Here is a 24,804-nt window from a genome sequence, read left to right as displayed (position 1 = left end):
GCCCGGACCTCGACACCCGGGCGCGCGCCTGCTCGCGCGGGCCGCGCGTGCCGGGGTCTGCTCTGGGGCACACGGTCGGGGTGGGTGGCCGGCCCGCTCCGGGAGGTCTGCGACATGAGGATGCACACAGGGGCCTGGAGGGGCCTCGTCGCGTCGGCGCTCATCGCGCTCGCCACGGCCTGTGGCGCGGATGCCCCCAGGGACGGGCGGCCGGGCGAGGCGCGGGACGCGGGGCCCGGCGACGGCGGCTCCCCCGACGCGGGCGAGCCCACGGACGGCGGCGAGCCGGAGCCCACGGACGGCGGCCCGCCGCCACCTCCCTGCGCCGATGACAACCCCTGCACGGAGAGCCAGGTGGTGGCCGGGCAGGGCTGCGTCCACGTGCCGGTGCCCGACGGAACCACCTGTGATGATGCCAACACCTGCACCTCCGGCGATGTCTGCGTGGCCGGCGGGTGCCAGGGCACGCCCGTGTCGCGGCCGCCCGGGACGGTGTCCACCGTGTGGAGCCACGGCGCGGAGCCCATCGAGCACGGCACGCCGCCGCTGGAGGGGCTGGCGGAGTTCGTGTCGGAGGACCGCGTCCTCTTCGGCGATCGGCTGGGTGGCGGCGGCCTGTCGCTGGCGTTGGCGCGCGTCGGGCCGGAAGGGCTCGAGCGCCTGGACCAGGAGGTGTTGGACTTGTACGTGGAGCGGTACTTCGGCTCGTGGGACTGGTCGGACCGGTTCCTGACGTTCCTGGTGCCGCTGGGTCCGGAGCGGGTGGTGGTGGTGGGGACGAGGCAGCGTGTGGAGCTGCTGGGGCTGGAGGGGGACGAGGTGAGGAGGCTGTCGAGGTACGCGCTGCCCCCGACGAGCGACAGCGTGCTGGCGGGGGTGGGGAGGGGCGAGCGGTTCTGGACGTGCTCGGGCTACTACGTGACGGCGTGGCGGGTGGGGCCCGACGACGCCCTGACGATGGACGCCTCGCGGGGAATCACGCTCCCCGCGCCCTGCCGCGCGCTGGCCCTCACGGTGGAGGGCGGGACGCTGTGGGTCGCCACGGCGAGCGGGCTGGTGCCGGTGGACGTGCCGGCGGACGGGCCGCCGGTGGTGAGGCCCGCGGTGCTGCGCACGAAGGCCTTCTACCACCTGGCCGTCGACCAGGACTTCCTGGTGGCGACGGAGCTGCTCCGCTACGGGGACCTGGGCGGCATCTCCGTGTTCCGCCTGGCGGAGCTGGAGGGCGCCACGGACCCGGTGCCGGTGAAGACCTTCGCCCCAGCGGACGGCGGCGTGTGGGCGCGCGCCCTGGGCTTCGCCCTCCTCGACGGGGCGCTGCTCGTCGAGTGGTACCGCCAGCAGGGCGCGACGCGGCGCTACGTGGTGGAGCGCCACGCGCTCGGGCCCTCCGGCGTCTCCGGCGTGGAGGACTCCCTGCTGCTCCGGGAGAGCGCGGAGCAGGGGCTGTTGCTGTCCCCGCTCCCGCTCGCGGGGAGGGGGCGGTTCGCCGTGGCCCAGCCCTGGCGTCGCGTCCTCGCGCTGGAGGGGACGCAAGGGCTGGGGCTGCGCACGGGCCTCCACCACGGCTCGCTGGAGCGGGTGTGGGCCGCTCCGGGGGGCCTGCTGCTCGCGGTGGGGCCCTTCGGCTCCCACCGCGTCGGCCTCTCCGCCGCCGCGCCCACCCTCCTCGCGGGCGGACAGGGCCTGCCTCCGGACACCCAGCGCCTGCGCCTGGCACCCGGGCGCGGTGGGGCCCTGGCGCTGGTGACGGTGCCAGCGAGCCGGGCCAACGTGCGGCAGGAGGAGGGCGCCGCTCCGTTGAGCTGCCTGGCGCCGGGGCCGGACGGGCTCCTCCAGCCGGCGGGACAGGTCCACCTGCCGGGAGGGCCCGCGGCGCTGGTGTCCACGCCGGGCCAGCTCTTCCAGCTCTCGCCCGTGGACGACTCCCTGCGGCTGCGGCGCTTCGCGCTGCCGGAGTCGTGTGAAGGCGCGGCGCTGACGCCCGCGTCCGAGCGCCTCTTCGAGCCCGACCCGTCGGGTGCCCGGACCCGCAAGGACTGGGGCCTCGCGGTGGAGGTCGCCAGCGGCGAGGCGCTGGTCGGCGAGGCGCACGTCGACGGCGCGGACATGCACCTGTCGCTGGCCTGGGGCCGGTGGGACGGCGCCGCCGAGGTCGCGACCGGGACGCTGCCCGCGACGACCGACGCCATCACCGCGCTGGCCCTGGCGCGCGGACGGGCGCTCGTCCTGGAGAACCGGAGGATGCTGCACGTCCTCGCGCGCGCGGGCACCCGCCTCGTCACGGAGCGCAGCGTGGACCTGTCTCGGCTCGCGGTGCCCCTGGACGTCACGCGCATCCTCGCCTTCGACGGGGACGTGGCGTGGCTCGCCACCAACCTGCCCACCTTCGGCGCCGTCGCCGTGCGCGTGGATGCACCCGACCTGCCCGTGGCGCGCCATGACACGCCCGCGCCCGTGCGCACGCTCGACGTGGTGGGCGAGCACCTGTTGCTCGGGATGAACGAAGCCCTCTCCAGCGTCGCCCCCGCGTGTGACGCGTCAGCGCCGCGCGTCCCACGCGGGGGACACGTCCCTGAAAGTATTCACTAATAGTGTGTCTATATATTCTCGCGCGTCTTGCAATGCGGGTGGCGTGCGTGCAGAGTCTGGCTCGTTTGTCGTCGTTGAAATCGCCGTCGTTTCTCCGAGACCTGGGCGGGCGGGGTGCTCGCCCCTGGCGCAGTCGGCAATCTCAAACAGTGGGGGTTTACTCATGAAACGTCTGTCTCTGCGAGCGGTGACCCGCGTCGCGACGGGTCTGGCCTGTGTCGTGGGCCTCTGGGGGGGCGTGGCGAGCGCGGATGAGCATGTCCTGGTGCTGCTGGACCGGACGGGGAGCATGGGGTTGCAGTCGGTGCCTGGGAAGACGCGCTTCCAGGTCGCGAAGGAGCGCATCGTCGCCTTCCTGAACTCGGCGGCGGGCGAGCCGCGGCGCTACGCGTTCTGGACGTTCGAGGGCACGAGCTACACACCCGTCTACAATTTCAACCAGAACGCCACGCAGGCCCAGGTGGAGGCGGCGGTGAATGCCGCGGTGCTGGGGGGCAACACCCCGCTGGCGCGCTCCGTCTGCGCGGCGGTGGACGAGCTCATCGGCTTCCTGCCCAACGAGTTTCACACCAAGCGCGTCTACCTGGCGACGGACGGGCTGGAGAACGCGACGCCGTCCGGGGACCAGTGCGCAGGCTTCAACAGCGCGACGCCGTACCCGCTGCTGGAGGTGAATAGCTGGCAGTGGAAGGTGCGCAACAAGGCGTGCACGGGGCTGGCGACGGCGCCGGGCGCCTGCTCGGCGGGCATCCCGCCCATGGGGCTGACGCTCATCGTCGACATCGACCACCTGTTCGACTACGTCCCCCTGCGCGCGGGCTCGCTGCTGGAGCCGGACGACGCGGGGCGCGACTTCGCGTCGCTGACGCCCGAGCGGGACGCCGCGTTCTTCACCGGCCTGGCGGACGAGACGCAGGGGGCCTACAAGGCCATCACCCCGTCCACGCCGCAGAGCGAGGCCACGCCGCTGGCGGGCGACGCGAACCTGGACGGGTGCGTCGACGTGTCGGACCGTTCGGTGGTGCTGTCGCTGTACGGGCAGGGCGTCCCGTCGGGTTCGCCCGCGGACTTCAACCGCGACCGCGTGGTGAACGTGTACGACTACAACACCGTGCTCCAGAACTACGGGAGCGGCTGCCCGTAGTTCCAGGCGCGGCGGCGCTCGCCGGGGTGGTGGCGCGCCGCCTCCGCCCCGGCGCGGCGGGAGGGCTCGCGAGCCCGGAGCTGACCGCCGCGCCGCGGAGGACGGGAGGGCTCGCGTGGAGGCTCGGACATGGTGACTCGCTTCGAGGTTCGCGGCCCGGGCTGGGGCGTGCTCCTGCTGCTGTGTGTGGGCTCCGTGGGGGTGGCCACGGCGGCGTCCGGTGTCCCCGGCGCCGCGGTGAGGCTGGAGGGCACGGCGTTCAGCTTCGGGGCCGACCCGCTGGAGGGAGGGCGCCCGCCGCTGGAGGGGCTGGCGGAGTTCGTGTCGGAGGACCGCGTCGTCTTCGGCGAGCGGCTGGACTCGGGGCGGCTGTCGGTGTCGCTCGTGAAGGCCGGCGCGGCGGGGCTCCAGGTGCTGGACCAGGAGGTGCTGGACCTGTACGTGGAGCGGTACTTCGGCTCGTGGGACTGGTCGGACCGGTTCCTGACGTTCCTGGTGCCGCTGGGACCGGAGCGGGTGGTGGTGGTGGGGACGAGGCAGCGGGTGGAGCTGCTGGGGCTGGAGGGGGGCGAGGTGAAGAGGTTGTCGAGGTACGCGCTGCCCCCGACGAGCGACAGCGTGCTGGCGGGGGTGGGGAGGGGCGAGCGGTTCTGGACGTGCTCGAGCTACTACGTGACGGCGTGGCGGGTGGGGCCCAACGACGCCCTGACGATGGACACGCCTGGGAGCTTCATCCTCCCCGCGCCGTGCAGGACGCTGGAGCTGGCGCCTGACGGGCGGAGGCTGTGGGCGGGCACCCAGCGCGGCGTGGTGCCGGTGGACCTGTCGGGGCCCGTGCCGGTGGTGGGGCGGGCCATCCACCCGCGGACGGCCTTCTTCCAGGTGCGCGCGCGGGACGGCTTCGTGGTGGCGCAGGAGCTCATCCCCTACGGGGAGCTGGGGCGCATCCGGGTGTTCCGCGAGGCGGACATGACGGGCGCGGAGGCGGAGCCCTCGCCCGTGCGGGACTTCTCGCCGCGCAGCGATGCCGTCGTCTGGGAGCGCCCGGTGGGCTTCGTGCTGAACGCGCGGGGGCTGCTGGTGCAGTGGTTCCGCTACCTGTCCCCCACGCGCGTGTACGTCGCGGAGGCGCACGCGCTCGACGCGCCGGCCGGCACCCCGCCCCGGGGCGCCGTGGTGGTGCGGGAGAGCGACGAGACGGGGCTCCTCCTCTCGCCGCTGTCGATGACGGGGGCTGGCCGCTTCGGCGTCCTTCAGCCCTGGCGGCGGGTGGTGGAGGTGGACGAAGCGGGGACGCCGCGCTTCGTCACGGGGTTGGGGCACGGCTCGCTCGAGCGGCTCTGGGTGGATGCCCGGGGCGGTGTCACCGCGTTGGGGCCCTTTGGCGCCCACCGGGTGCGCGTGCCCATGGGGCAGGGCCCGGTGCTGGTGGAGGGCGGACAGGCGCTGCCGCCAGGCACGCAGCGCCTGCGGCTCCTGCCGTCGCCCACCCGGGAGGCGGCGTGGGAGCTGGTGACGCTGCCCGCGGCGGCGCCGTCCGTCGTTCAGGAGGAGGGCACGGCCCTCGTGAGCTGCCTGCGGCCGGGCTTCACGGGGGCGCTGGAGCTCGCGGGCACGGCGCGGTTGCCGGGCGGTCCCGCGGCGCTCGCCTCGGCGCGTGGGGCGCTGCTCCAGGTGGCGGCGCTGCCCGGGGACGCCTGGCGGGTGCGCGCGTTCCAGGTGCCCTCCGACTGCCCGGACGCGGCGCTCGTACCCGCGCGGGAGTGGGTGCTGCGCGGCGTGGCGTCCGGGGAGGACACGCGCTCCGGCTGGGCCATCGCGGCGGACGCCGAGCGGCCGGAGCTGCTGCTGGGCGAGGTGTTCTACCGGCCGTCCACGGGCACCGCGCGGCTGGGGCTCACCTGGTTCGCCGGGGCGTCCCTGGCGGAGGCCGCGCGGGCCGAGCTGGTCGGCACCACCAGTCAGTTCACGGCCCTGGCGCTGGCCCGGGAGCGGGCCGTGGTCATCGAGAACCGGCGGCAGCTCTACGTGCTGGAGCGGGCGGGGGAGGCCATCCGCACGCGGCGAAGCGTGGACCTGTCCACCCTGCATCCCCCGCTGGAGGTGTCGGCCCTCCTCGCCTTTGACGGGGAGGTGGCGTGGCTGGCGGTCTCCTCCCAGCCGGTGGGGGTGGTGGCCCTGCGCGTCGAGGACCTGGCGCTGCTGGCGCGCGTGGACACGCCCGGCACGGTGCGCTCGCTCGCCTTCGCCGACGGGCGGTGGATTCTTGGGATGAACGCGGCGCTGTCGAGCGCCGCGCCCTGAGCCGACGCCGGCCCGGCTCAGTCGTCCTGGGCGTCCTGGACGGGCCGCTGCTGGCGGCGAGGCGGCACGGCGGGCGTGCCGCCGGGGAGGGTGGCGTGCTCGGGGACCACCACGTTCCGGGCAATGCCCTGGGAGTTGAGGCTCGCGGCGGAGCGGGCGGGCGCCGGGGCGGCGGGCCTGGCGGTGTCCGCGGTCTGGGTGAAGACCTCCTTGAGCGAGGCGACGGCGCCCAGCGTGGCGGTGGCCTCGTAGGGGACGAACATCTTGTTGTCGCCCTTGCCCAGTTCCTGGAGCGTTTCCATGTAGCGCAGCGCGAGCACCTCGGGGGTGGCGCGGCCGTTGTGGATGGCCTCGAAGACGAGCCGGGTGGCCTCGGCCTTGCCCTCGGCCTGCAGCATGGTGGCGCGCTTGTGGCCTTCGGCGCGGGCAATCTCGGCGTCGCGCTCGGCCTCGGCGCGGAGGATGCGGGAGATCTTCTCGCCCTCGGCCTGGAGGATGGCGGCGGCCTTGTCGCCCTCGGCCTTGGTGACCTCGGCGCGGCGCTCGCGCTCGGCGGTCATCTGCTTGGCCATGGCGGCCTTGATGGCCTGGGGCGGCTCGATTTCGCGCAGCTCCACGCGCGTCACCTTGACGCCCCACTTCTCGGTGGCCTCGTCCAGCACCATGCGCAGCTTGGTGTTGACCGTCTCGCGGCTGGTGAGCGTCTGGTCCAGCGTCAGCCCGCCCATGATGTTGCGCAGGTTCGTCATCGTGAGCTGCTCGATGGCGAGCGCGAGGTTCTCCACCTGGTAGAGCGCCTTCGCGGGCTCGACGATCTGGTAGTAGATGACCGAGCCGACCTCCATGTTGACGTTGTCATGGGTGATGACCTGGACGGTGTCGAAGCCCATCACCTGTTCGCGCAGGTCCACGAGGTTGCTGCGCATGAAGCGGTTTCCCGTGCGCATCTCGATGGCGCGGGGCGAGTCCACGAAGGGGATGAGGAAGTTGAGGCCGCTGCTGGCCGTCTTGTAGAACTTCCCCAGCCGCTCCACGACCATCACCTTGGCCTGCGGAACGATGCGGATGCCGGTGGCGGCGATGCCCACCAGGATGACCGCGAAGACGCCGAAGATCGTCACGACTTCCATCCCCCTACTCCTTCCTTGGGTCCCCCAGGGGAACCGGCATGGACGCCGTCGGTCGGCGCACCCAGAGCTTGAGACCTTCCACCTGCTCCACCGTGACGCGCTCCCCCTCGGGCACCGGGCCCGACAGGGAGCGGGCTGTCCACAGCTCACCGTTGATGCGCACCGTGCCCCCGAGCGGGTCGCCCAGGGACTCCACCACCACCGCCTCCTGGCCCAGCATGGCCTCGATGCCCGTCTTTAGATGCGCGGCGTCGCGCATGAAAACGCGCTTGAAGAGGGTGCGGGAGGCCGCGAACAGGGCGACGGAGACGGCGGTGAACAGGTAGAGCTGGCCATTGAGCCCCAGGCCCAGGGCCGCGCCAATCGATGACGCCAGGGCCCCCACGGCCAGCCAGAGGACCATGAAGCTGGTGAGCTGGAGCTCCAGCGCGCCGAGCAGGAGCGCCGCGATCAGCCAGAGCTGCCACGCGGTGGGAGTGAGGTCCATGGAATCATGTTTGGCAGTCGGGTTGGTGTCTTGTCAAACGGACGCGAGGGATGCCGTAAGCGCTGGGGCTCCCGCTCGAAAGCGGGAGCCGCTCGGTTTTTCGTGACGTTTCTGGCGGGTGCGCCGGTTCAGCCCTGGACGTCTTGAGGGGCCTCGCGGCAGGTCAGCAGCGCGCCCTCGTCCGGGGACGGGTGCTGCTCCGCCGAGGCCTGCTCGTCATCGGGGGCGTCCAGGAGCGGGCCGCACCATTCGATACAGGTGACGACGGTGCTCACCCCCGCCGTACAGCGGAGCAGCGTGGGCATCGAGCAATCGCAGACTTCATCGCAGTAGCGGGGGCGCGCCTCCGTGGCGCCAGGGAACAAGACAGAGGCGGCGAGCACCGCGGTCACGGCTTTCAGCGGATGGAACATGGTTTCTCCTTGATTGCGGGTATTGCCATTTGAAGTCTGCGGGAGGTGCGGCCGAGGTGTTCTCCGTCCCGGCGCCCACTGTCCGGCAATCAGCAGTCGTTGCCCCGGCCTCGATCGTCCTCTCCCGCGTCAACCCATGAAGTCGCCTCCTCGCGGCACGTCGATCCAATCTAGCGCCTGAACGCCTGTTCGGTATCTAGATCCGGGCGTGGGTTACGCCGAGCTGGTCTGCCGCTCCAACTTCTCGTTCCTTCGCGGGGCCTCGCACCCGGAAGAGCTGGTGGCCACGGCCGCGAGGCTCGGGCTGGGGGCGCTCGCGCTGACGGACGCGGACGGGCTGTACGGCGCGGTGAAGGCGCACCTGGCGGCGAAGGAGCACGGGGTGCGGCTCATCCTGGGCGCCGAGCTGACGCTGGAGGACGGCCCGCCGGTGGTGGTGTACGCGGCGGATGGGGCGGGCTACTCCAACCTGTGCGCCCTGGTGTCCCAGAGCCGGATGACGCACCCCAAGGGGGAGGCCGGGCTGCCCTGGCGCGCGGTGGCGGACCGGTCCGCGGGGCTGCTCGCGCTCCTGCCCGAGCCCGCGCCCTTCGAGCAGGTCGTCTCGCTGGCGGAGGCCTTCCCGGAGCGCTTCCACGTCGGCGTCTGCCGCACGCTGTCGGCGGGAGACGCGGCGCGCGAGGCGCGGGCGGAGCGGCTGGCGCTGGCGCTGGGCGTGCCGCTGGTGGCGCACAACGACGTGCACACGCACCACCGCCGCCGGCAGCCGCTGCAGGACGTGCTGGTGTCCATCCGCCATGGGACGTCGGTGGACCGGGCGGGGACGCGGCTGCTGCCCAACGCGGAGCGGACGCTGAAGTCCCCTCGGGACATGGCGCGCCTGTTCGCGGACCGGCCGGAGGCGCTGGAGCGCGCGGCGGAGCTGGCCTCGCGCTGCCATGCCTCGCTGGATGACCTGCACTACCGCTTCCCGGAAGAGGACCTGCCGGAGGGCCGCACCGCGGACGCGCACCTGCGCGCGTTGACCTGCGAAGGGCTCCGGTTCCGCTACCCGGAGGGCGTGCCTCCGGCGGTGGTGAAGCAGATCGAGCACGAGCTGAGGCTCATCGCCGCGCTGGACTTCGCCGGCTACTTCCTCGCGCTCTGGGACATCGTCCGCTTCGCCCGGGCGCAGGGGATTCTCTGTCAGGGGCGGGGGAGCGCGGCGAACTCGGCGGTCTGCTACGCGCTGCAGATCACCGCCATCGACCCGGTGCGCATGGGCCTGCTGTTCGAGCGCTTCCTGAGCATGGAGCGCAAGGAGCCACCGGACATCGACGTGGACTTCGAGCACGAGCGCCGCGAGGAGGTCCTCCAGTACGTCTACGAGAAGCACGGGCGCCGGCACGCGGGCATGGTGTGCGAGGTCATCTGCTTCCGGGGCCGGCTGGCGCTGCGCGAGACAGGCAAGGCGCTGGGCCTGTCGTTGGATCAGGTGGACCGGCTGTCGAAGGTGGCCGCGTCCAACGGCTTCGACGTGACGCCGGACGTGCTGCGGGAGGCGGGCCTGTCCGCGGAGGACGGCCGGGTCCAGAAGACGCTGGCGCTGGCCATGGAGCTGGAGGGCTTCCCCCGGCACCTGTCCATCCACGTGGGCGGCTTCGTGATGACGCGCGAGCCGCTGACGGAGCTGGTGCCGGTGGAGAACGCGGCGATGCCGGGCCGCACCGTCATCCAGTGGGAGAAGGACGACATCAACGCGGTGGGGCTGCTGAAGGTGGACCTGCTGGCGCTGGGCATGCTGACGGCGCTGTCGAAGTGCTTCGCGCTGATTCGCGAGCACCACGGCCGGGAGCTGTCCCTGGCGACGGTGCCGGCCGAGGACCCGAAGGTCTACGACATGCTGTGCGAGGCGGACACGGTGGGCGTGTTCCAGATTGAGAGCCGGGCGCAGATGAACATGCTGCCCAGGCTCAAGCCGCGCACGTTCTATGACCTGGTGGTGGAGATCGCCCTCATCCGCCCGGGGCCCATCGTGGGCAACATGGTGCATCCCTTCCTGCGCCGGCGCAGCGGCCAGGAGCAGGTGGTGTACCCGAGCGAGGCGGTGAAGGAGATTCTCGGCAAGACGCTGGGGGTGCCGCTCTTCCAGGAGCAGGCGATGAAGCTGGCCATGGTGGCGGCGGGCTTCACCGCGGGCGAGGCGGACGGGCTGCGGCGGGTGCTGAGCCACAAGCGCGCCGAGTCCATGCTGCTGCGATACCGAGGACGCTTCGTGGAGGGCTGCGTCTCGCGGGGCTACGCGCGCCAGCAGGCGGAGGAGTGGTTCGACAACTTCCGGGGCTTCGCGCACTACGGCTTCCCGGAGAGTCATTCGGCGAGCTTCGCGTTGATCGCCTACGCGTCGAGCTGGCTGAAGTGCCACTACCCGGCGGCCTTCACGGCGGCGCTGCTGAACTCACAGCCCATGGGCTTCTATGCGCCCCACACGCTGGTGGCGGACGCGCAGCGGCACGGCGTGGAGGTGCGGCCGGTGGACGTGCGGCGTTCGAGCTGGGACTGCACGCTGGAGGAGGGCGGGGCCGCGCTGCGGCTGGGGCTGCGGATGGTGAAGGGCCTGGGCGAGTCCGCGGGGCGGCGGGTGGCGGCCGCCCGGAGCGAGGGCCTCCGCGACGTGGGCGACCTGGCGCGGCGCTCGCGGGCGCCCCGGCACGAGCTGACGCGGCTGGCGCTGGCGGGCGCGCTGTCGTCGCTGTGTGGCTCCCGGCGCCAGGCGTTGTGGGAGCTCCAGGCGCTGGGGCCGCTGGACGCGGATGACCTGTTCTTCGGCATGGCCATGGACGGCACGGCGGTGGAGCTGCCCTCCATGGATGTGCTGGAGCGGGTCTGCGCGGATTACGACACGGTGGGGCTGTCGCTGGAGAAGCACCCGCTGGAGCTGCTGCGCCCGGTGCTGAGGAAGCAGGGCGCGGTGACGGCGGAGGGGCTGAAGCGGGTGGCCCACGGGCGGAAGGTGTCGGTGGGGGGCATGCTCATCTGCCGTCAGCGGCCGCCCACGGCCAAGGGCATCTGCTTCATCTCCCTGGAGGACGAGACGGGCATCGCGAACCTGGTGGTGCCCGCGGAGGTGTATGAGCGGTGCCGCAAGGACATCCATGGCGCGCTCTTCCTGGTGGGCGAAGGCGTCCTGGAGCGCTCCGGCAAGGTGACGAACGTGAAGTCCTTCCGGGTGGCGTCATTGCATGGCGGGCGGGCTACGCTGCCCGGGACATGACCGCCAGGACAGCGCCGAACGGCGGGCGTCACGACGTGCCACCCGCCATCGGACTGCAAGGCCGCTTACGGCGTGTACAGCTCCGCGGAGGGGCCACCGCTGGGCCCGCAGCCCACCGCCAGCACTTCCTGCGTATGGAGCGGCGTCAGCGTGAAGTTCGCACGCGGGACGAGCATGCTCGCGGTCGAGGTCCACTGGCTCGTCGCCGGGTCGTACAACTCCGCGCTGGCCAGTCGGGTGGTCACGGGCATGCCGCCGCCCGTGCGCGATTCGCCGCCCGCGGTCAGGAGCTGGCCAGAGGGAAGGACCACGCTCTCATGGAAGTAGCGGCCGGTAGTCAGGCTTCCCGCGTACGTCCAGGTGCCGGACGCTGGCGAGTACAGATTTGACCCATTGATGGAGAACGCGCCGAATTGAAGGCCCGCCACAAACCGGCCGCCGACGGCGATCGGCAGGCCCGAGTTCAGCAGGTTCAGGGTGTGGTCGCTGCGCCCCGTCCACTCGATGTTGCTGGTGGTCGTCCAGGTGCCAGTCACCGGGTCATACAGCTCCGCGGTGGACGTGTACTTCGTCACCGGAAACACCGTCTGGAAGCCGCCCGCCACGAGCACGCGGCCATCCGGCATGAGGATGGCGCCATGGTCCGCGCGGCCCGTGTACATGCTGCCCGTGGCGAACCAGGTGCCGGTGGCCGGGTTGTACACCTCCGTGCTGGTGAGCGCGTCGAAGGTGCTGTCGCGGCCACCCGTGACGACGACCTTTCCCGTCGGCAGCATCGTGGCGTTGAATCGCGAGCGCGCCTTGAGCAGGCTTCCCGTGGGCGTCCAGGTGTTCGTGACCGGGTCGTACAGCTCCGCGGTGGTCACCGTGGTGGAGGCATTGCCGCCAATCACCAGGACGTGGCCCCACGGCAGCCGCACCGCCACATGGCCGCTGCGAGGCTCATTCATCGCGGCCAGGGTGCTCCACGTCTTGGAGGCAGGGTTGTAGGACTCCACGCTGGCGAGCGCCATGCCGGTGTTCGAACCGCCCGCGACAAGGACCGCGCCGGAAGCCAGCTCCGTGGCCGTGTGCAGGCACCGGTCGACCGCGAGCGGAGCCGTGGCGCTCCAGGCGCGCGCTTTCGGCGCGTACAGCTCCGATTCCGCCGTGCTGGCGGATCCGACCGGGCCGCCTGTCACCAGCACCTGGCCGGTGGCGTCGCTGAGCGCGGTCAGCGCCGGAGCGGCTGCGAGCCATTGTGGCGTGGCCAACGCCGCGGTCTGCACCTCAGGGGACGGGGCGGCCTGCTCCACGGCCTCCGGACCACAAGCGGCGCAGGCCAGCAGCGTGAGCAGGGAAGGGAATGATGCAATTCTTTTCATGGGGCCTCGGATGGGCACGCCCGTCGGCGCGGAAATCGCTTCCGTTCGGGCGTGGCGAATCCTGAACGCTTATCCCCACTCATTCAACTATTGTCATGGCAGGCTTTGAGCGCGCCGCGTCACCGCAGGTGCATGAACACCCGGGGGGAGGCGGGCAGCTCCACGTCGGGCGTGGTGAGCAGGCATGTCACTCGCGACCCGCCGGGGAAAGGCAGCCAGCCGGAGCGCAGCATCAGGGACGGTGGCGTGCACGGGCTGCGCAGCATCGCGGCGCACTCCGCGCCCTGCGCCACCATGTCCTGCATGGCCACCCAGAGCAGCCGGCGCTGCTCCGACAGCGGCAGCGCCGCCTGGAAGGCGAGCATGTCCACCAGCCCCACCGACAGGAGGCCCCGCGCCGTCATCTGGAGCATGTAGGAGTTGACCAGGCCCTGGATGACGCCCTCCCGCTCCAGGACGAAGGTGCGGGGGGTTTGACGGTACTGGAGCTGATGGGCCAGCCGCTCCGTGGTGTAGGCGTAGCCCAGGTTCACGGGGCGCATCATCTGCTGGACCAGCGCCATGCATTGGGGCAGGTCCCGCGGCTCGTAGGCCCGGATGCCTTCGGTGCTTGCCTCCTGGAAGCGGTGCCGCTGGAAGGGCCGCGTGAGGGTGAGGAACGCGCGCTCGGTGGCGCTCAGCGACCAGCGGACCACCTTCTGGCGGTCGAAGACGTGCAGCCAGAGGCCCAGGCCGTTGAGGTGGCGTGCGTGGCTCCGCTGGCCCCAGAAGGCCTGCCCCAAGGTCCCGTCGGCCACGCAGGCCAGGGTGAGCGCCGCGCCGCGCTCGCGGTGACGCGACAGCATCGCGTCGGACAGCTTGACGCCAATGCCCTGTCTCCGATGTTCGGGCGCCACGGTGGCCCAGCTGCCGTAGGTGCCATCCACCTGCCGCTGGCCGAGCTGGATCTTCGCCGGCTCCGCGAAGAAGGCCCCCACCAGCTTGCCTTTCGAATACGCCCCGAGCATGTAGTCCCGGTCCACCAGGGGATTGCTGAAGAGCAGCCAGTCGAAGAAGCGCTCATCCCAGACCGTCAGCGCCATCTTCGCGCCGTAGGTCCGTTGCCAGATGCCGTTGAGGAACTGGGAGGCTTCCTTCGCGTCGCCCTCGAAGGAGCGGACCTCAACCATGACGGACCTCGGGCGCGGGGCGCTGCGCCGAGGCGGGCACGGAGAAGGCGGGCGTCGCGCCCTCCGCGGCGGCCGCCGACGGGTGCTGTCCGAACAGGTGCGTGTAGAGCGCGCGCGTGGTGGGCGTCAGGGCGTTCCAGTCGGGGAGGTGGATCTGCTCTGGCCCGACGAGGACCTTGGCGTAGATGGCCTCGTAGACGCGCTTCACCGTGTTCGGGGCGATGGCGTCCACGTCGAACGCGGGCACCAGCCCCACCAGCGTGAAGCCCCGGTGCTCGGCATTGCGTTGCACCCGGGCGAGCTTCAGCGTGGAGTAATAGAGAATCACCTCGGCGCCGATGCTGCGGCCCACCTGCTCCAGGACGGAGAGGCCGACCTGCCCCAGACCCAGGCCCCGCTGCGACGGCTCGAGGACTCCCATGGTGGCGGACACCTGGAGCCCGCGGACATTCCGCTCGAGCGTCAGCAGCCCGATGATGTCCCCCGTGGCCCGATCCCTGCCCAGCATGGCGTAGACGGGCCGGTCTGGAGACTCGCCCCGGAGGTACACCTCCTTGTCGTAGAAGGATGGCTCGAGGTGACGGCTCTCCGTGCCGACCCGGATGTCCGGATACCAGGTGCCCAGGAGCTTCGTGACCCGCGGGATGTCGTCTCTCGAGAGCTGCTCGGCGTAGCAGCTCTCTGGCAGTTCGAGGTCCCCAATCATCTCGCCCAGGCTTCTCCATCGCATCGTTTGCATGGCGGGCATGATTCGAGATTGGTGGTGTGAAGGGCAGTCGGTTTTTCTGTATTTGCGTGAGTATGTCTTTGGGCTGTCAGGTCTCCGCGGGAAGCGTGGCGTGTTACACACGTCCCGCGTTCGGGAGTGGGCAGGGCGTGTGCGGGCTTGATGTGATGGGATTGACGCCGTCGCCGAGCCGACGGTCGCGTGCCTTCGAGGGCGCCTGTCCCGAAGTGAGGGGCAGGACAGCCCGGGGCCGGCGTTATCGATTCTCGCGAGTCGATTCAGCCGGCATCGAGGAGTTGGAAATGAATGTGATTGATTGCGCCTGGAGCAACGTGTTGCGTTGCTTCAGGCCAGGAGGCGGGCGTCCTCCAGGCTCGCTTCCTGCTGGATGAGATTCACGCCATGGGACGCGAAGCGCCGGGCCGCGGCCCTGCTCCTGGGGCCATGCCCCTGGTCCAGGCACCACTGGGCATGGGCGCTCAGCAGGGCGAGCTCCAGCGTCCGCCCCAGGGTCAAGGCGAAGCGCCGGGCCCCGGCCTCCAGGGTGGTGGGACTCTCCAGGGCGCCCGACACCCAGGCCCGCGCGTGCTCCAGGGCGGCGTGGGCGGCGCCGACACACGGCCGCAAGCCCGCGTCCCGAACCTGGCCCAGCCGGGTCTCCACTTCGGAGAAGAGCGCCTCCAGCGTGCCTTCCTTCGCCAGGGCCCGCAGGGCATCCAGGGACAGGACGTTCGTGGTGCCCTCCCAGATGGACAGCACCTGGGCGTCCGCCTGGAGACGGGGGATGCCGGTGTCCTCCACGTAGCCCGCGCCGCCGAAGGACTCGGTGACCTCGGAGGTGACGTGCACCACCTGCCGGCCCGTGGTCAGCTTCGCCAGCGGCGTCACCAGCCGTTGCAGGAGCAGCTCCTGCTCCGTGGCCACCTTCGCCTCCATGCGGCCCAGCAGCTCCACGGCGCGGAAGGCCAGCAGGAACCCCGCCTGGAACTCCGCCTCCAGCCCCGCCAGGGTGTCCACGTGGAGCGGCTTGTCCGCCAGCCTCGCGCCGAACTGCACGCGCCGCTGGGCATAGTCCCGGGCCAGGGCCAGCGCCCGGCGCATGCTCCAGGCGGAGCCCACCGCGTTCCAGGTGCGCGTCACGTTGAGCATCCACGCCATGTTGCGGATGCCGTCCGTCAGGCCCGCCACGGGGACGGCCAGCGTGCCGTCCAGGGTCAGCTCCGCGGTGGGCACCTTGCGCGTGCCCAGCTTGTCCTTGAGCCGGTTGATCTGGATGCCATTGAGCTTGCCGGCCGCGTCCCGGGTCTCCACGTAGAACAGGGCCAGGCCCTTGCCGCCGGGGCCGTTGCCTTCCGGCCGCGCCAGCGTGAGCGCCATCTGCGCCGTGGTGGCGGAGGTGAACCACTTCGTGCCGGACAGCCGCCAGCCCTCGGGGGTCTGCCGCGCCACCGTCTGCGTCAGGCCCACGTCCGAGCCGCCGGTGCGCTCCGTCATCCACTGGCCGGACGTCCACGCCGTGGCTGGATTCCGGGACGTCAGGTGGGGCAGGGCGCGGTCGATGAGCGCCTGATTGCCCAGCGTGAGCAGCGAGCGCGCCGCGCCATCCGTCATCGCCAGCGGACACGAGTACACGTCCAGCGACGGCTGCACGAGGTAGTTGAGGACGAACTGGTGGACGCGGCTGAGCTCGGCGCTCTTCTGCTCGTAGGCGGTGGCCACCAGCCCGCGCCGCGCGGCGAGGGCCTCCGCTTCCTTCCAGAGCGGGGACACCTCGATGTGGTCGACGCGGTGACCCCACGCATCCCACTGGGTGAGCTCCGGCTCGTTGAGCCGGTCGCGGAGCTGGAAGCGGTAGAAGTAATCCCCGCCCAGGTCTCCCAGCTCGAGGAACTCGTCCGTCAAGCCGCGCCGCAAGTCGTCCGGGAGGGTGCGCGCCAGGTAGCTCTGGAGCAGCGAATCATCGTCGTACTGATTGCCCAGCCTCGGCGGATCCTGGAAGAAGCTCATGCCTCCAAGGTACCACCCCGCGGCGGGCGGGGCGCCCGACGTGGGGGCGATGACCCTGGGGGCCGCCGGGCCGCCGCCATGAGCATCCCCGTGGCCAGGTACCACCCCAGCACGGGGCCCGCGCCCGCCCCCATGACGGGGACGGGGAAGTTGCCGAGCGCCGGCACGCACAGCGTCGCCGCGAGGTAGACGGCGAGGCCGAGGGAGAGGTCCCGTCCCACGGTGATGCCGGGCACGGTGGGTACCAGGAGGAGCGCGAGCGCCAGCACGGCCACGGCGCCCAGCACGGGCGTCAGTCCGGCGGCCAACTGCACGATGCGCTCGACGTGGGGGACGGCGGCGAGCGGGTCGGGCCGGAGCCAGGCCATGGCGCCCATCGCGAGGACCCCGGCGCAGGTGGCGGCGCGTGCGGGCCAGGGGGCCAACTGGGCGCGGGCGAGCAGGACGCTCGCCGCCAGGGCGAAGGCCGTCCCCTGGCCCGCGTCGGGTTGCGCGGCGTGGACCGCGGCCATGCTCAGCGCCAGCGCGGCGGACACGGCGAGGCGCTGGTGCAGGGCGGCGCTCATGCCCAGCAGCACCCACGGCGTGGCGATGGCGGAGGCGTGGAGGCGCACCGGTCCGAGCGCCACCCACCGGTGAATGCCTTCCAGTCCGGGGAACAGGAGCGTCGACGCGGTGACCAGGATTGCGATGACGGCGAGCGGGGTGGCGGCTCGCGGGAGCGTCAGGCCCGGCTGGCGGCCGAGCAGGACCGCCACGCCCGCGCCCAGGGCCGCGGCCGCCGCGTTGAGGATGAAGGCGCCGGCGGGCGCGCCGCTGCGCCAGGCGGTGAACGCGCCCAGGAGCATGGCGGGGAGCGGCAGCAGCAGAAGCCACGGCCGTGCCGCGTTCCGCGCCTGGGTGGAGGTCATGTGAGGCGTCTACTACAGGCGTCACATGTCAGGCCGGCGGGATTCCGGTGGCATCCCGCCGGGCGCCTCCAGGCGGGCTACGGCTGGAGCGCGAAGGTGTAGTTCGCGCCGTAGTCGGAGTCCCACCGGCGGCAGGAGCCGCGGTCCCAGTTCTCGAACCAGAGCTGCACGGACGTGGCGCCGGCGGGCGGGATGATGGTGACGGGCGTGCCGGTGCGCGTATAGCCGCTGGTGGTGGTGACGCTCTTCTCGCCCATCACCCCGTTGTCGAAGCGCCAGCGCACGCCCACGTCCCACGTGGGCGCGCCGTTGTAGAGGAGCGTCGCTTCACGAAACGCTCCAATGCTGGGTGGGGGTGGGCTTCGCCGCCGCACTATGGCCGAGGTGGCTGACAGCGCTCCTCAGCTCCACCCGTCCCGGCCCTCCAGCCTCGAAGTCCCGGCTTCATCCGCAACTCCGTTTCGTCCAAACCGGACCGATGCGGTAGGCTCCGGCGCGAACACCCTGGAGCGACCACCGCATGTCACTGTTCAGGCGACCGCCATCCCCGGAGTCCGGCTCGTCGAGCGACGAGTCCAGCCGCAGCGTCACCCCCGTGGAGACGGCGGTGGTGCCCCCCACGGTTCCCACGCCGGTCCTTTCGGGGCCGCCGCGTCCCCGCGTCGGTGTCACGGGGGCGTCCGCCGCGCTCCCGCCGCGCCCCCCGGGCGCCACCACTGGCTCCCGTCCCGCGCTCCCGCCGGAGCCGGACGAGCCGGAGTTCCCCACCGAGCGCCGCGCCTCGTCCGCGCCGCCCGAGCGCCGGGGCGTTCCCCAGGCGCCGGCCACGCTGCCCTCCGTCATCGTCGCGCCGCCGGAGCACCGTGAGCGCCGCGGCCCCGGGCCTTCCCAGTACGCCGGGCCGGATCGCCGCGGCGGCGCCGCTGGCGCGGGGTACAACGGCCCCGAGCGCCGCGCGTTCCGCCGGGGCGAGGAGGGTGGGGCCGGCCCGGGCGACCGCTTCTGGCCCGCGCAGCCGCGCACGCTGGGCGAGACGGGCCTCAACACCACCTTCGTCGAGGAGCTGGTCCTCAAGGCGCTCTTCTTCTCCGGTGAGATGCGCGGCATGGATATCGCCGCGCGCCTCCAGCTCCCCACGGCCCTGGTGGACGACGTCATCGAGGGGCTGCGCCGCCAGAAGTACATCGACATCCGCGGCGGTGGCGGCTCGGGCGTGGGCAAGTCGACGATGATCTACCAGCTCACCACGTTCGTGACGGACATGCTGCGGCAGGTGCTCGACCGCAACCGCTACAACGGCCCCGCGCCCGTGCCCTTCCTGGAGTGGGCGGCCGCCGTGAAGCGGCAGACCGTGCGCGGCAACCGCATCACCCGCGCGCGCATGCAGGACAAGTTCGGCGACCTCATCATCAAGGACTACATCTTCGACGGCATCGGTCCGGCGATGAACTCAGGCCGCGCCATCTTCTTCTACGGGCCCCCGGGCAACGGCAAGACGGCCATCTGCCAGGGCATGGTGAACTGCTTCGACGGGGACATCTTCATCCCCCACGCCATCCTCATTGACGACTTCGTGGTGCGCATCTTCGACGCCAACCTCCACAAGGCGGTGGAGGACGAGCCCGGCATGCAGCCGTATGACCGGCGCTGGGTGCGCTGCCGCCGCCCGCTCGTCGTGGTGGGCGGCGAGCTGACGCTGGAGATGCTGGACCTCGTGTACTCGCCGGAGGTGAAGTACTACGAGGCGCCGTTCCAGATGAAGGCGAGCAACGGCATGCTCCTCATCGACGACTTCGGCCGGCAGAAGGTGTCCCCCAAGGACCTGCTCAACCGGTGGATCGTCCCGCTGGAGAGCGACATCGACATGCTCACCCTGCACACCGGCAAGAAGCTGCAGGTGCCCTTCGACGTCTTCGCCGCCTTCTCCACCAACCTGGACCCCAGCGACCTCGTGGATGACGCCTTCCTGCGCCGCGTCCGCTACAAGCTGGAGGTGCAGCGCCCGGACGAGGAGCAGTTCCACGACATCTTCCAGGTCATGTGCCGCAAGCGCGGCGTGCCCTACAACGCGGCGGCGGTGGACTACCTCATCGACGCGCACTACCGCCCGGTGGGGCGCCCGTTCGCCGCGTGCCAGCCTCGGGATCTGCTGGACCAGGTCATCGACATGGCCCACTACCAGGGCCAGGAGCCGCGCCTGACGACGGAGCTGCTGGACTCCGCGGTGCGCGGCTACTTCGTGCGCTTCGACAAGGACAAGCCGGAGGCGACGTCCGCCTCCGCGGGCTGACGCGCCGTCAGTCGCCCGGGGGCCGGGGCGCGAACGGCCCCCACGGCGACGGCTCCAGCCACCTTCGCACCTCGTCCACCGGCACGTTGGACAGCACGTCCACCAGCGACATGCCGTGGACGAAGCGGCCCGGGCGGCCCTGCGCGTACTCCGGATGCCGGAAGCGCTGCCACAGCACGCGCACGTCCGCGTCCCGGAACAGGCCCACCTGGAGGTACAGCGACGAGCCCAGCCCCGAGTAGTACGTGTGCGCGCCGAGCTGCCGGCAGTACGCCACCAGCCGGGCGGACTTGTCCTCCCCCTGCTTGTCCAGTGTGGAAGCGAGGACCAGGTTCGGCGTCAGGCCCAGCGGCTCGTTGAACAGGGCCATGCTCGCCAGCAGCACCCGCAGCAGCGAGCCCGGGCCCGACTCGCGCGCCGCCGCGTCGTAGAAGGGCTCCAGCCGGGGCAGCACCTGCGAGGCGAAGCAGGGCCGCCTCCCGTACAGCGACACCAACCTGCGCAGGTGCTCTCGGGCCCAGGGCTGGCGCGCGTCCACCGCCAGGTCCTTGATGAGGGCGTCCCGGCGCGGGGCCTCCAACGGAATGGACATCCACTGGAAGCCGGGCTCGGTGGGCGGGGGCAGGGGCACGTTGTGCGGCAGGGCCACGCGGGTGCGCCGCTGCCAGCCGCGCCGCAGCCACTGCACGTTGTCCAGCACGACGAAGGTCCCCGCGCGGGCCAGCTGCTCGTGGAAGTCCACCCACGGCAGGTAGTGCGGCTGCTCGGCGACCACGACTCCAGGGATGCCCGGCACACGCGGAGGATAGCGCCGGCGCGCCACCCCGCGAGCCCTCGTTTGCCCTCGGGCCCACACGTCCTTGCGGTGTCGTGGGGTGTTTTCGACCCCGCCCGCTCCCTGTGTCATCCGCTGGAAATGCCGTGCTACAGCACCGTAGTATTTCACCCCGTGTGTTTGGGGCCACGGAGCAGGGCGACCGGATGAAGTTCCTGTGTCTCACCAGTGATACCCGTCATCCCGTGGTGGAGGAGCTGCGGCGTCAGGGGCAGGGCGTGTGTGTCACCGCCGACCTGGTGGAGGCGGGGGCGGCGCTGGGGCACGGCCCGGTGGACGTGCTGGTGGTGGACGCCGCCGACCTGACGAAGGGCGCGCGCTGGCTGGACACCCTGCGGACGTGGGCGCGGCCCGAGGAGCCGCTGGTGCTGGGGCTGGCGCCGGCGGCCACCGACGAGGCGCTGGAGCCGCTGCTGGCCGCGGGCGTGGACGAGTTCCTGGTGGAGCCCTTCTGCGCGGTGCAGGTGCGCGCGCGCCGCGTGCTGCTGGAGCGCCGGGTGGCGGCGCGGCGGCAACGGCGCACGTCCGAGGCGGAGGCGCGCGGTGAGCTGGAGCGGCTGGCCTCCATCATCCAGGCGCAGTCGGACGTGGCGATGGCGGGCTTCGGGCTCGACGAGCTGATGCGCCTCTTGTGCGAGCGCTCGCGCGTGTTGTGTGGCGCGGATGGCGCGGCGGTGGCGCTGCTGGAGCCGGCCGCCGACGAGGTGAACTACCTGGTGGCCACCGGCAGCCTGGCGCCCTTCATCGGCTTCCGGCTGAAGGTGGAGGGCAGCCTCACCGGCACCAGCCTGGTGCGGGGCGAGGTGATGCGCACGGATGACTCGGAGGCGGACGTCCGGGTCAACGTGACGGCGCTGCGCCAGGTGGGCGCGCGGTCCATGATCTGCGTCCCGCTGTGGCGCGAGGGCCGTCCGGTGGGCGCGCTCAACGTCACCAGCCGGCGGCCGAACGCGTTCGATGACCGGGACGTGCGCACGCTGGAGCTGATGGCGGGCATGCTCGGCGCGGCCATGGGCAACGCGGCCGAGGCCCAGGCGCGGCAGGAGCTGATGGCGCAGAACACGCTCGCGCTGGGGGCGCTGGAGGAGTCGCAGGAGCTGTTCGCGTCCTTCATGGACAACATCCCCGCGGTGGCCTTCATGAAGGACGAGCAGGGCCGCCGCCTCTGGGTGAACGCGCGCTACTGCCGCTTCTTCGGCTACCCGCCGGGGACGGACCTGTCCCAGGTGGCGGACCTGGACCTGATGCCGCCGGCCTCCGCCGAGCAGAGCCGCCGGGACGACGAGGCGGTGCTGGCGTCCGGGCGGCAGAGCATCACCGAGTCGATGATCCCCGCCCCCGACGGCGCCGAGCGCCACTGGCTCACCTACCGCTTCATCGTGCGGGAGCGCTCGGGGCGGCGGCTGCTGGCGGGCGTGGCGATGGACATCACCGACCGCAAGGCGATGCAGGCGCAGCTCGTGGTGTCGGACCGGCTGGCGGCGGTGGGCACGCTGGCGGCGGGCGTGGCGCACGAAATCAACAACCCGCTGGCCTTCGTCCTCTCCAACCTGTCGTTCCTCTCCGGCGAGCTGCACGCCCTGACGCGGGAGCTGCCCTCCGGCCGCGTGGCGGAGCTGGAGGAGGTGCTGCGTGACGCCACGGACGGCGCCCACCGCGTGCGGCAGATCGTCCGGGACCTGAGGACCTTCTCCCGGGGCGACGACGAGGTGGCCACCGCCGTCAACGTCCAGGCGGTGCTGGAGTCCGCCATCACCCTGGCGCGCAGCGAGCTGAAGCAGCGCGCGCGGATTGTCCGCGACTACCGCGAGGTCCCGCTGGTGGAGGGCAACGAGGGCCGCTTCGGGCAGGTGTTCCTCAACCTGCTCATCAACGCCGCGCAGGCCATTCCGCCAGGCCAGCCGGAGCGGCACGAGGTGCGGCTGAGCCTGGAGACGGCCGGGGACCGCGTCATCATCGAGGTGCGGGACACAGGCATGGGCATGCCGCCAGCGGTGCGCGCGCGCATCTTCGACCCCTTCTTCACCACCAAGCCGGTGGGGGAGGGCACGGGCCTGGGGCTGTCCATCTGCCACGGCATCGTCACCGGCTTTGGCGGCGACATCTCCGTGGAGAGCGAGGAGGGGCGGGGCAGCACCTTCCGCGTCTCGCTGCCGGTGGTGCGGCGCGCGCTGGAGCCGCCGCCGCGCATGCCCCTGGTGGGCTGACTTCAGCGGCGGAACACGGGCGGGAAGACGCGCGGGGCCTTCTTCTTGCGCACGCAGCGCACGTCCGCGTCCATGTAGCAGGCGGAGAAGGCGCGGCGGCGCAGGCCCGGGCGCCCGCGGCCGGAGCGGTGCCAGAGGTGGTTGTGGATGAGGAGGGCCTCACCCGCCCGGGCTGGCAGGGGCACGGCGCGGGCCTCCGCGTGGGCCGCCGCCACCGCGTCCGGGGGCACCACGCCGCCCAGCGCCGTCACCAGGCCGCCCCGGTGGCTGCCGGGGATGACCTCCAGGCAGCCGCCGTCCTCGGGCGCGTCATCCAGGGCGGTCCATATCTGGAGCTCCGGTTCGCGGGTGATGCCCCACAGCCTGCCGCCATCCTGGTGCCAGGGCAGGTTGCTGCCACCCGCCTGCCCCTTGTGGAAGAGGATGGCGCGGTAGAGGACGATGTCCCCGGGGAGGAAGGCCCGGGCCACGCGTTCGAACAGCGGGTTCTCCAGCCACGCCAGGAAGCGCGGGTCCTTCTCCAACTTCTCCAGCTTGCGGTAGTCCAGCGACGGCCCCTGCCAGCCCAGGCCCAGGGGGGCGTCCTCGTAGCGGCCGGTGGCGGCGTCGGGCTGGAAGAAGAGGCCGGGGTGGACGACGCGGCCGAGCATCAGGTCGTCGGCCCGCTCTCGGAGCGCCTCCAGGCCCGCGTCACCCAGCACGCGTCCCAGCCTCGCGTAGCCGTGCTCGGCGTAGTGGGCCAGGGCAGGGGTGATATCGAACCGTTCCACGTCGACGCAGAGCATGGCGCCCCCTCATACCCCGCCCCGCGCCCGGTGGGGCAGGTTGATGCTTGCGCCCCTGGCCCGGGCGCCGCATGGTTGGAGGTGGCATGCCCTACCGTCGCACCACGCGCTTTGTGACTGCCCCGGATGGTACCCGGGTCGCCTGGCATACCCACTTCGGCAACCTCCGGGAGGCCTCCGCCGACACCGACCTGGCGAGCCGCCCCACGGTGCTGCTGACGAACGGGATTGGCTCCTCGGAGAACTTCTGGCGCTACCTGGTGGGCAACCTGGAGCAGGACCACCGGGTGGTGCACTGGAACTACCGTGGCCACGGCAGCAGCGACGAGTCCCAGGCGGACGGCTACCGCATCCCGGTGCACGTGGGCGACCTGGAGCGCGTCACCGAGGCGGTGATGGCCCGGGGCGACGGGCGCCCGCCGCACCACGTGGCGTACTCCATGGGCGTGCGCGTCCTGCTGGACCTGTACCGGCGGCGGCCGGACCTGGTGCCGTCCATGACGCTCATCGCCGGGGCGCCGGGGGCCTTCGGCTCGGGCTCGGACACCGCCGCCGCCCGCGCCTTCCTGGCCGCCACCCGGGGCATGCTCAAGCTGGCCACGCCCACGCTGCCGCTGACGGCGCCCCTGGCGCACGCGGTGATGGCCAGCCGCTTCGCCTACCCGCTGGGCCGCATGGTGGGCGCGCTCCGGGCGCGGGCCCCCAGGGCGGACATCGACGAGTTCATGCGCGCGCTGCGGCGGATGAGCCCCAAGGCGTACTGGTACACGCTCCGGGGCATGGTGGAAGGCCACGCCTGGGACGTGGCCAGCACCGTGCAGGTCCCCACGCTCATCGTCGCCGCCAGCAACGACCTGCTCGTCCCGCTGGGCGAAATGGAGCGGATGCGTCACATCATGCCGCACGCGCATTGGATGCGGGTGGATGACGCGGGGCACGCCGGCCTCCTGGAGGCGGGGGCGGAGATCGCCGAGGCGGTCCGCGTCTTCCTCGTGGACCACGGCCTGGAGCCGCCCCACGCGGTGGGGGAGCACGCTCCGGTGCCTCCCCGCTGAGAAGGCGCTCCACGGCCTCCAGCCCGGTCAGCCGCCTTCGCGCCGTGGACGCTGGCGCGGCGGCTGCTGGCCCGCGGCCTGTCGTGGGGCACCGGCGCGTCTTCCGTGGGTCGGGGGCCCGTGGTTTGTTG

General features: G+C 72.1%; 18 protein-coding genes. 7 read left to right on the top strand and 11 right to left on the bottom strand.

The features are described from left to right. Positions 1-114 precede the first annotated feature (114 nt). The 3 genes from MYMAC_RS19675 to MYMAC_RS19665 all read left to right on the top strand — a co-directional run bounded on the left by MYMAC_RS19675 (position 115) and on the right by MYMAC_RS19665 (position 6,040). Positions 115-2,592, top strand: a complete 2,478-nt coding sequence (locus MYMAC_RS19675; RefSeq protein WP_095959194.1) for an NACHT domain-containing protein — start codon at positions 115-117, stop codon at positions 2,590-2,592. 163 nt (positions 2,593-2,755) lie between these two features. Beyond that, the gene (locus MYMAC_RS19670; RefSeq protein WP_239988898.1) at positions 2,756-3,736 is read left to right on the top strand and encodes a VWA domain-containing protein; all 981 of its coding nucleotides are present in this window, start codon (positions 2,756-2,758) and stop codon (positions 3,734-3,736) included. Between the two features lie 129 nt (positions 3,737-3,865). Further along, complete coding sequence (locus MYMAC_RS19665) at positions 3,866-6,040, top strand: hypothetical protein (RefSeq protein ID WP_095959192.1); 2,175 nt, start codon at positions 3,866-3,868, stop codon at positions 6,038-6,040. A 17-nt stretch (positions 6,041-6,057) separates the two neighbouring features. On the opposite strand, the gene MYMAC_RS19660 is transcribed toward MYMAC_RS19665, so the two are convergent. From MYMAC_RS19660 to MYMAC_RS19650, 3 genes are all read right to left on the bottom strand, one after another. Beyond that, positions 6,058-7,170 (bottom strand): SPFH domain-containing protein, encoded by a 1,113-nt coding sequence (locus tag MYMAC_RS19660; RefSeq protein ID WP_095959191.1) that lies wholly within the window; start codon positions 7,168-7,170, stop codon positions 6,058-6,060. 4 nt (positions 7,171-7,174) lie between these two features. Continuing rightward, a complete protein-coding gene (locus MYMAC_RS19655; RefSeq protein WP_095959190.1) occupies positions 7,175-7,657 on the bottom strand; it encodes an NfeD family protein in 483 nt (160 codons plus the stop codon). 128 nt (positions 7,658-7,785) lie between these two features. Beyond that, on the bottom strand, positions 7,786-8,070 hold the full coding sequence (locus MYMAC_RS19650; protein WP_013940593.1) for a hypothetical protein: 285 nt from the start codon (positions 8,068-8,070) through the stop codon (positions 7,786-7,788). Positions 8,071-8,278: 208 nt separating this feature from the next. On the opposite strand from MYMAC_RS19650, the gene MYMAC_RS19645 reads away from it, so the two are divergent. After that, positions 8,279-11,323, top strand: a complete 3,045-nt coding sequence (locus MYMAC_RS19645) for a DNA polymerase III subunit alpha (protein ID WP_095959189.1) — start codon at positions 8,279-8,281, stop codon at positions 11,321-11,323. A 65-nt stretch (positions 11,324-11,388) separates the two neighbouring features. Here MYMAC_RS19645 and MYMAC_RS19640 read toward each other — a convergent pair whose 3' ends face one another. The 6 genes from MYMAC_RS19640 to MYMAC_RS19615 all read right to left on the bottom strand — a co-directional run bounded on the left by MYMAC_RS19640 (position 11,389) and on the right by MYMAC_RS19615 (position 17,785). Beyond that, entirely contained in the window at positions 11,389-12,687 is a 1,299-nt protein-coding gene (locus MYMAC_RS19640; protein WP_239988897.1) for a Kelch repeat-containing protein, read from the bottom strand. A gap of 119 nt (positions 12,688-12,806) precedes the next feature. Next, on the bottom strand, positions 12,807-13,856 hold the full coding sequence (locus MYMAC_RS19635; protein WP_095959187.1) for a GNAT family N-acetyltransferase: 1,050 nt from the start codon (positions 13,854-13,856) through the stop codon (positions 12,807-12,809). Then, on the bottom strand, positions 13,849-14,595 hold the full coding sequence (locus tag MYMAC_RS19630) for a hypothetical protein (RefSeq protein WP_239988896.1): 747 nt from the start codon (positions 14,593-14,595) through the stop codon (positions 13,849-13,851). Before MYMAC_RS19630 ends, MYMAC_RS19635 begins: the two co-directional genes overlap by 8 nt. A 333-nt stretch (positions 14,596-14,928) precedes the next feature. Beyond that, positions 14,929-16,590, bottom strand: a complete 1,662-nt coding sequence (locus MYMAC_RS19625) for an acyl-CoA dehydrogenase family protein (protein WP_095959185.1) — start codon at positions 16,588-16,590, stop codon at positions 14,929-14,931. Next, positions 16,587-17,501, bottom strand: a complete 915-nt coding sequence (locus MYMAC_RS19620; RefSeq protein ID WP_095959184.1) for a hypothetical protein — start codon at positions 17,499-17,501, stop codon at positions 16,587-16,589. Before MYMAC_RS19620 ends, MYMAC_RS19625 begins: the two co-directional genes overlap by 4 nt. Positions 17,502-17,578: 77 nt before the next feature. Continuing rightward, positions 17,579-17,785 carry a DUF6209 family protein gene (locus MYMAC_RS19615; protein ID WP_238539748.1) on the bottom strand — a complete coding sequence of 69 codons (207 nt, stop codon included), beginning with the start codon at positions 17,783-17,785 and terminating at the stop codon, positions 17,579-17,581. Between the two features lie 236 nt (positions 17,786-18,021). Here MYMAC_RS19615 and MYMAC_RS19610 point away from each other — a divergent pair, with 236 nt between their 5' ends. Beyond that, positions 18,022-19,791 carry an ATP-binding protein gene (locus tag MYMAC_RS19610; protein ID WP_095959183.1) on the top strand — a complete coding sequence of 590 codons (1,770 nt, stop codon included), beginning with the start codon at positions 18,022-18,024 and terminating at the stop codon, positions 19,789-19,791. Positions 19,792-19,798: 7 nt separating this feature from the next. On the opposite strand, the gene MYMAC_RS19605 is transcribed toward MYMAC_RS19610, so the two are convergent. Then, complete coding sequence (locus MYMAC_RS19605; RefSeq protein WP_239988895.1) at positions 19,799-20,566, bottom strand: WbqC family protein; 768 nt, start codon at positions 20,564-20,566, stop codon at positions 19,799-19,801. 206 nt (positions 20,567-20,772) lie between these two features. Between MYMAC_RS19605 and MYMAC_RS19600 the strand changes: the two genes are divergently transcribed. Further along, entirely contained in the window at positions 20,773-22,833 is a 2,061-nt protein-coding gene (locus MYMAC_RS19600) for an ATP-binding protein (RefSeq protein WP_239988894.1), read from the top strand. A 2-nt stretch (positions 22,834-22,835) separates the two neighbouring features. Here MYMAC_RS19600 and MYMAC_RS19595 read toward each other — a convergent pair whose 3' ends face one another. Then, positions 22,836-23,618, bottom strand: a complete 783-nt coding sequence (locus tag MYMAC_RS19595; protein WP_095959180.1) for a phytanoyl-CoA dioxygenase family protein — start codon at positions 23,616-23,618, stop codon at positions 22,836-22,838. A gap of 86 nt (positions 23,619-23,704) precedes the next feature. Between MYMAC_RS19595 and MYMAC_RS19590 the strand changes: the two genes are divergently transcribed. Then, a complete protein-coding gene (locus MYMAC_RS19590) occupies positions 23,705-24,673 on the top strand; it encodes an alpha/beta fold hydrolase (protein WP_095959179.1) in 969 nt (322 codons plus the stop codon). The last annotated feature ends 131 nt before the right edge of the window (positions 24,674-24,804 follow it).

Origin of the sequence: Corallococcus macrosporus DSM 14697, assembly GCF_002305895.1 — a bacterium.
Classification (GTDB): domain Bacteria; phylum Myxococcota; class Myxococcia; order Myxococcales; family Myxococcaceae; genus Myxococcus; species Myxococcus macrosporus.
This window is presented reverse-complemented; position numbering and strand designations above follow the sequence as displayed.

Coding starts and splice junctions, on each gene's coding strand:
- MYMAC_RS19675 (WP_095959194.1), top strand. CDS start 115: ATGAGGATGCACACAGGGGCCTGGAGGGGCCTCGTCGCGTCGGCGCTC.
- MYMAC_RS19670 (WP_239988898.1), top strand. CDS start 2,756: ATGAAACGTCTGTCTCTGCGAGCGGTGACCCGCGTCGCGACGGGTCTG.
- MYMAC_RS19665 (WP_095959192.1), top strand. CDS start 3,866: ATGGTGACTCGCTTCGAGGTTCGCGGCCCGGGCTGGGGCGTGCTCCTG.
- MYMAC_RS19660 (WP_095959191.1), bottom strand. CDS start 7,170: ATGGAAGTCGTGACGATCTTCGGCGTCTTCGCGGTCATCCTGGTGGGC.
- MYMAC_RS19655 (WP_095959190.1), bottom strand. CDS start 7,657: ATGGACCTCACTCCCACCGCGTGGCAGCTCTGGCTGATCGCGGCGCTC.
- MYMAC_RS19650 (WP_013940593.1), bottom strand. CDS start 8,070: ATGTTCCATCCGCTGAAAGCCGTGACCGCGGTGCTCGCCGCCTCTGTC.
- MYMAC_RS19640 (WP_239988897.1), bottom strand. CDS start 12,687: ATGAAAAGAATTGCATCATTCCCTTCCCTGCTCACGCTGCTGGCCTGC.
- MYMAC_RS19635 (WP_095959187.1), bottom strand. CDS start 13,856: ATGGTTGAGGTCCGCTCCTTCGAGGGCGACGCGAAGGAAGCCTCCCAG.
- MYMAC_RS19630 (WP_239988896.1), bottom strand. CDS start 14,595: ATGCAAACGATGCGATGGAGAAGCCTGGGCGAGATGATTGGGGACCTC.
- MYMAC_RS19625 (WP_095959185.1), bottom strand. CDS start 16,590: ATGAGCTTCTTCCAGGATCCGCCGAGGCTGGGCAATCAGTACGACGAT.
- MYMAC_RS19620 (WP_095959184.1), bottom strand. CDS start 17,501: ATGACCTCCACCCAGGCGCGGAACGCGGCACGGCCGTGGCTTCTGCTG.
- MYMAC_RS19610 (WP_095959183.1), top strand. CDS start 18,022: ATGTCACTGTTCAGGCGACCGCCATCCCCGGAGTCCGGCTCGTCGAGC.
- MYMAC_RS19600 (WP_239988894.1), top strand. CDS start 20,773: ATGAAGTTCCTGTGTCTCACCAGTGATACCCGTCATCCCGTGGTGGAG.
- MYMAC_RS19595 (WP_095959180.1), bottom strand. CDS start 23,618: ATGCTCTGCGTCGACGTGGAACGGTTCGATATCACCCCTGCCCTGGCC.
- MYMAC_RS19590 (WP_095959179.1), top strand. CDS start 23,705: ATGCCCTACCGTCGCACCACGCGCTTTGTGACTGCCCCGGATGGTACC.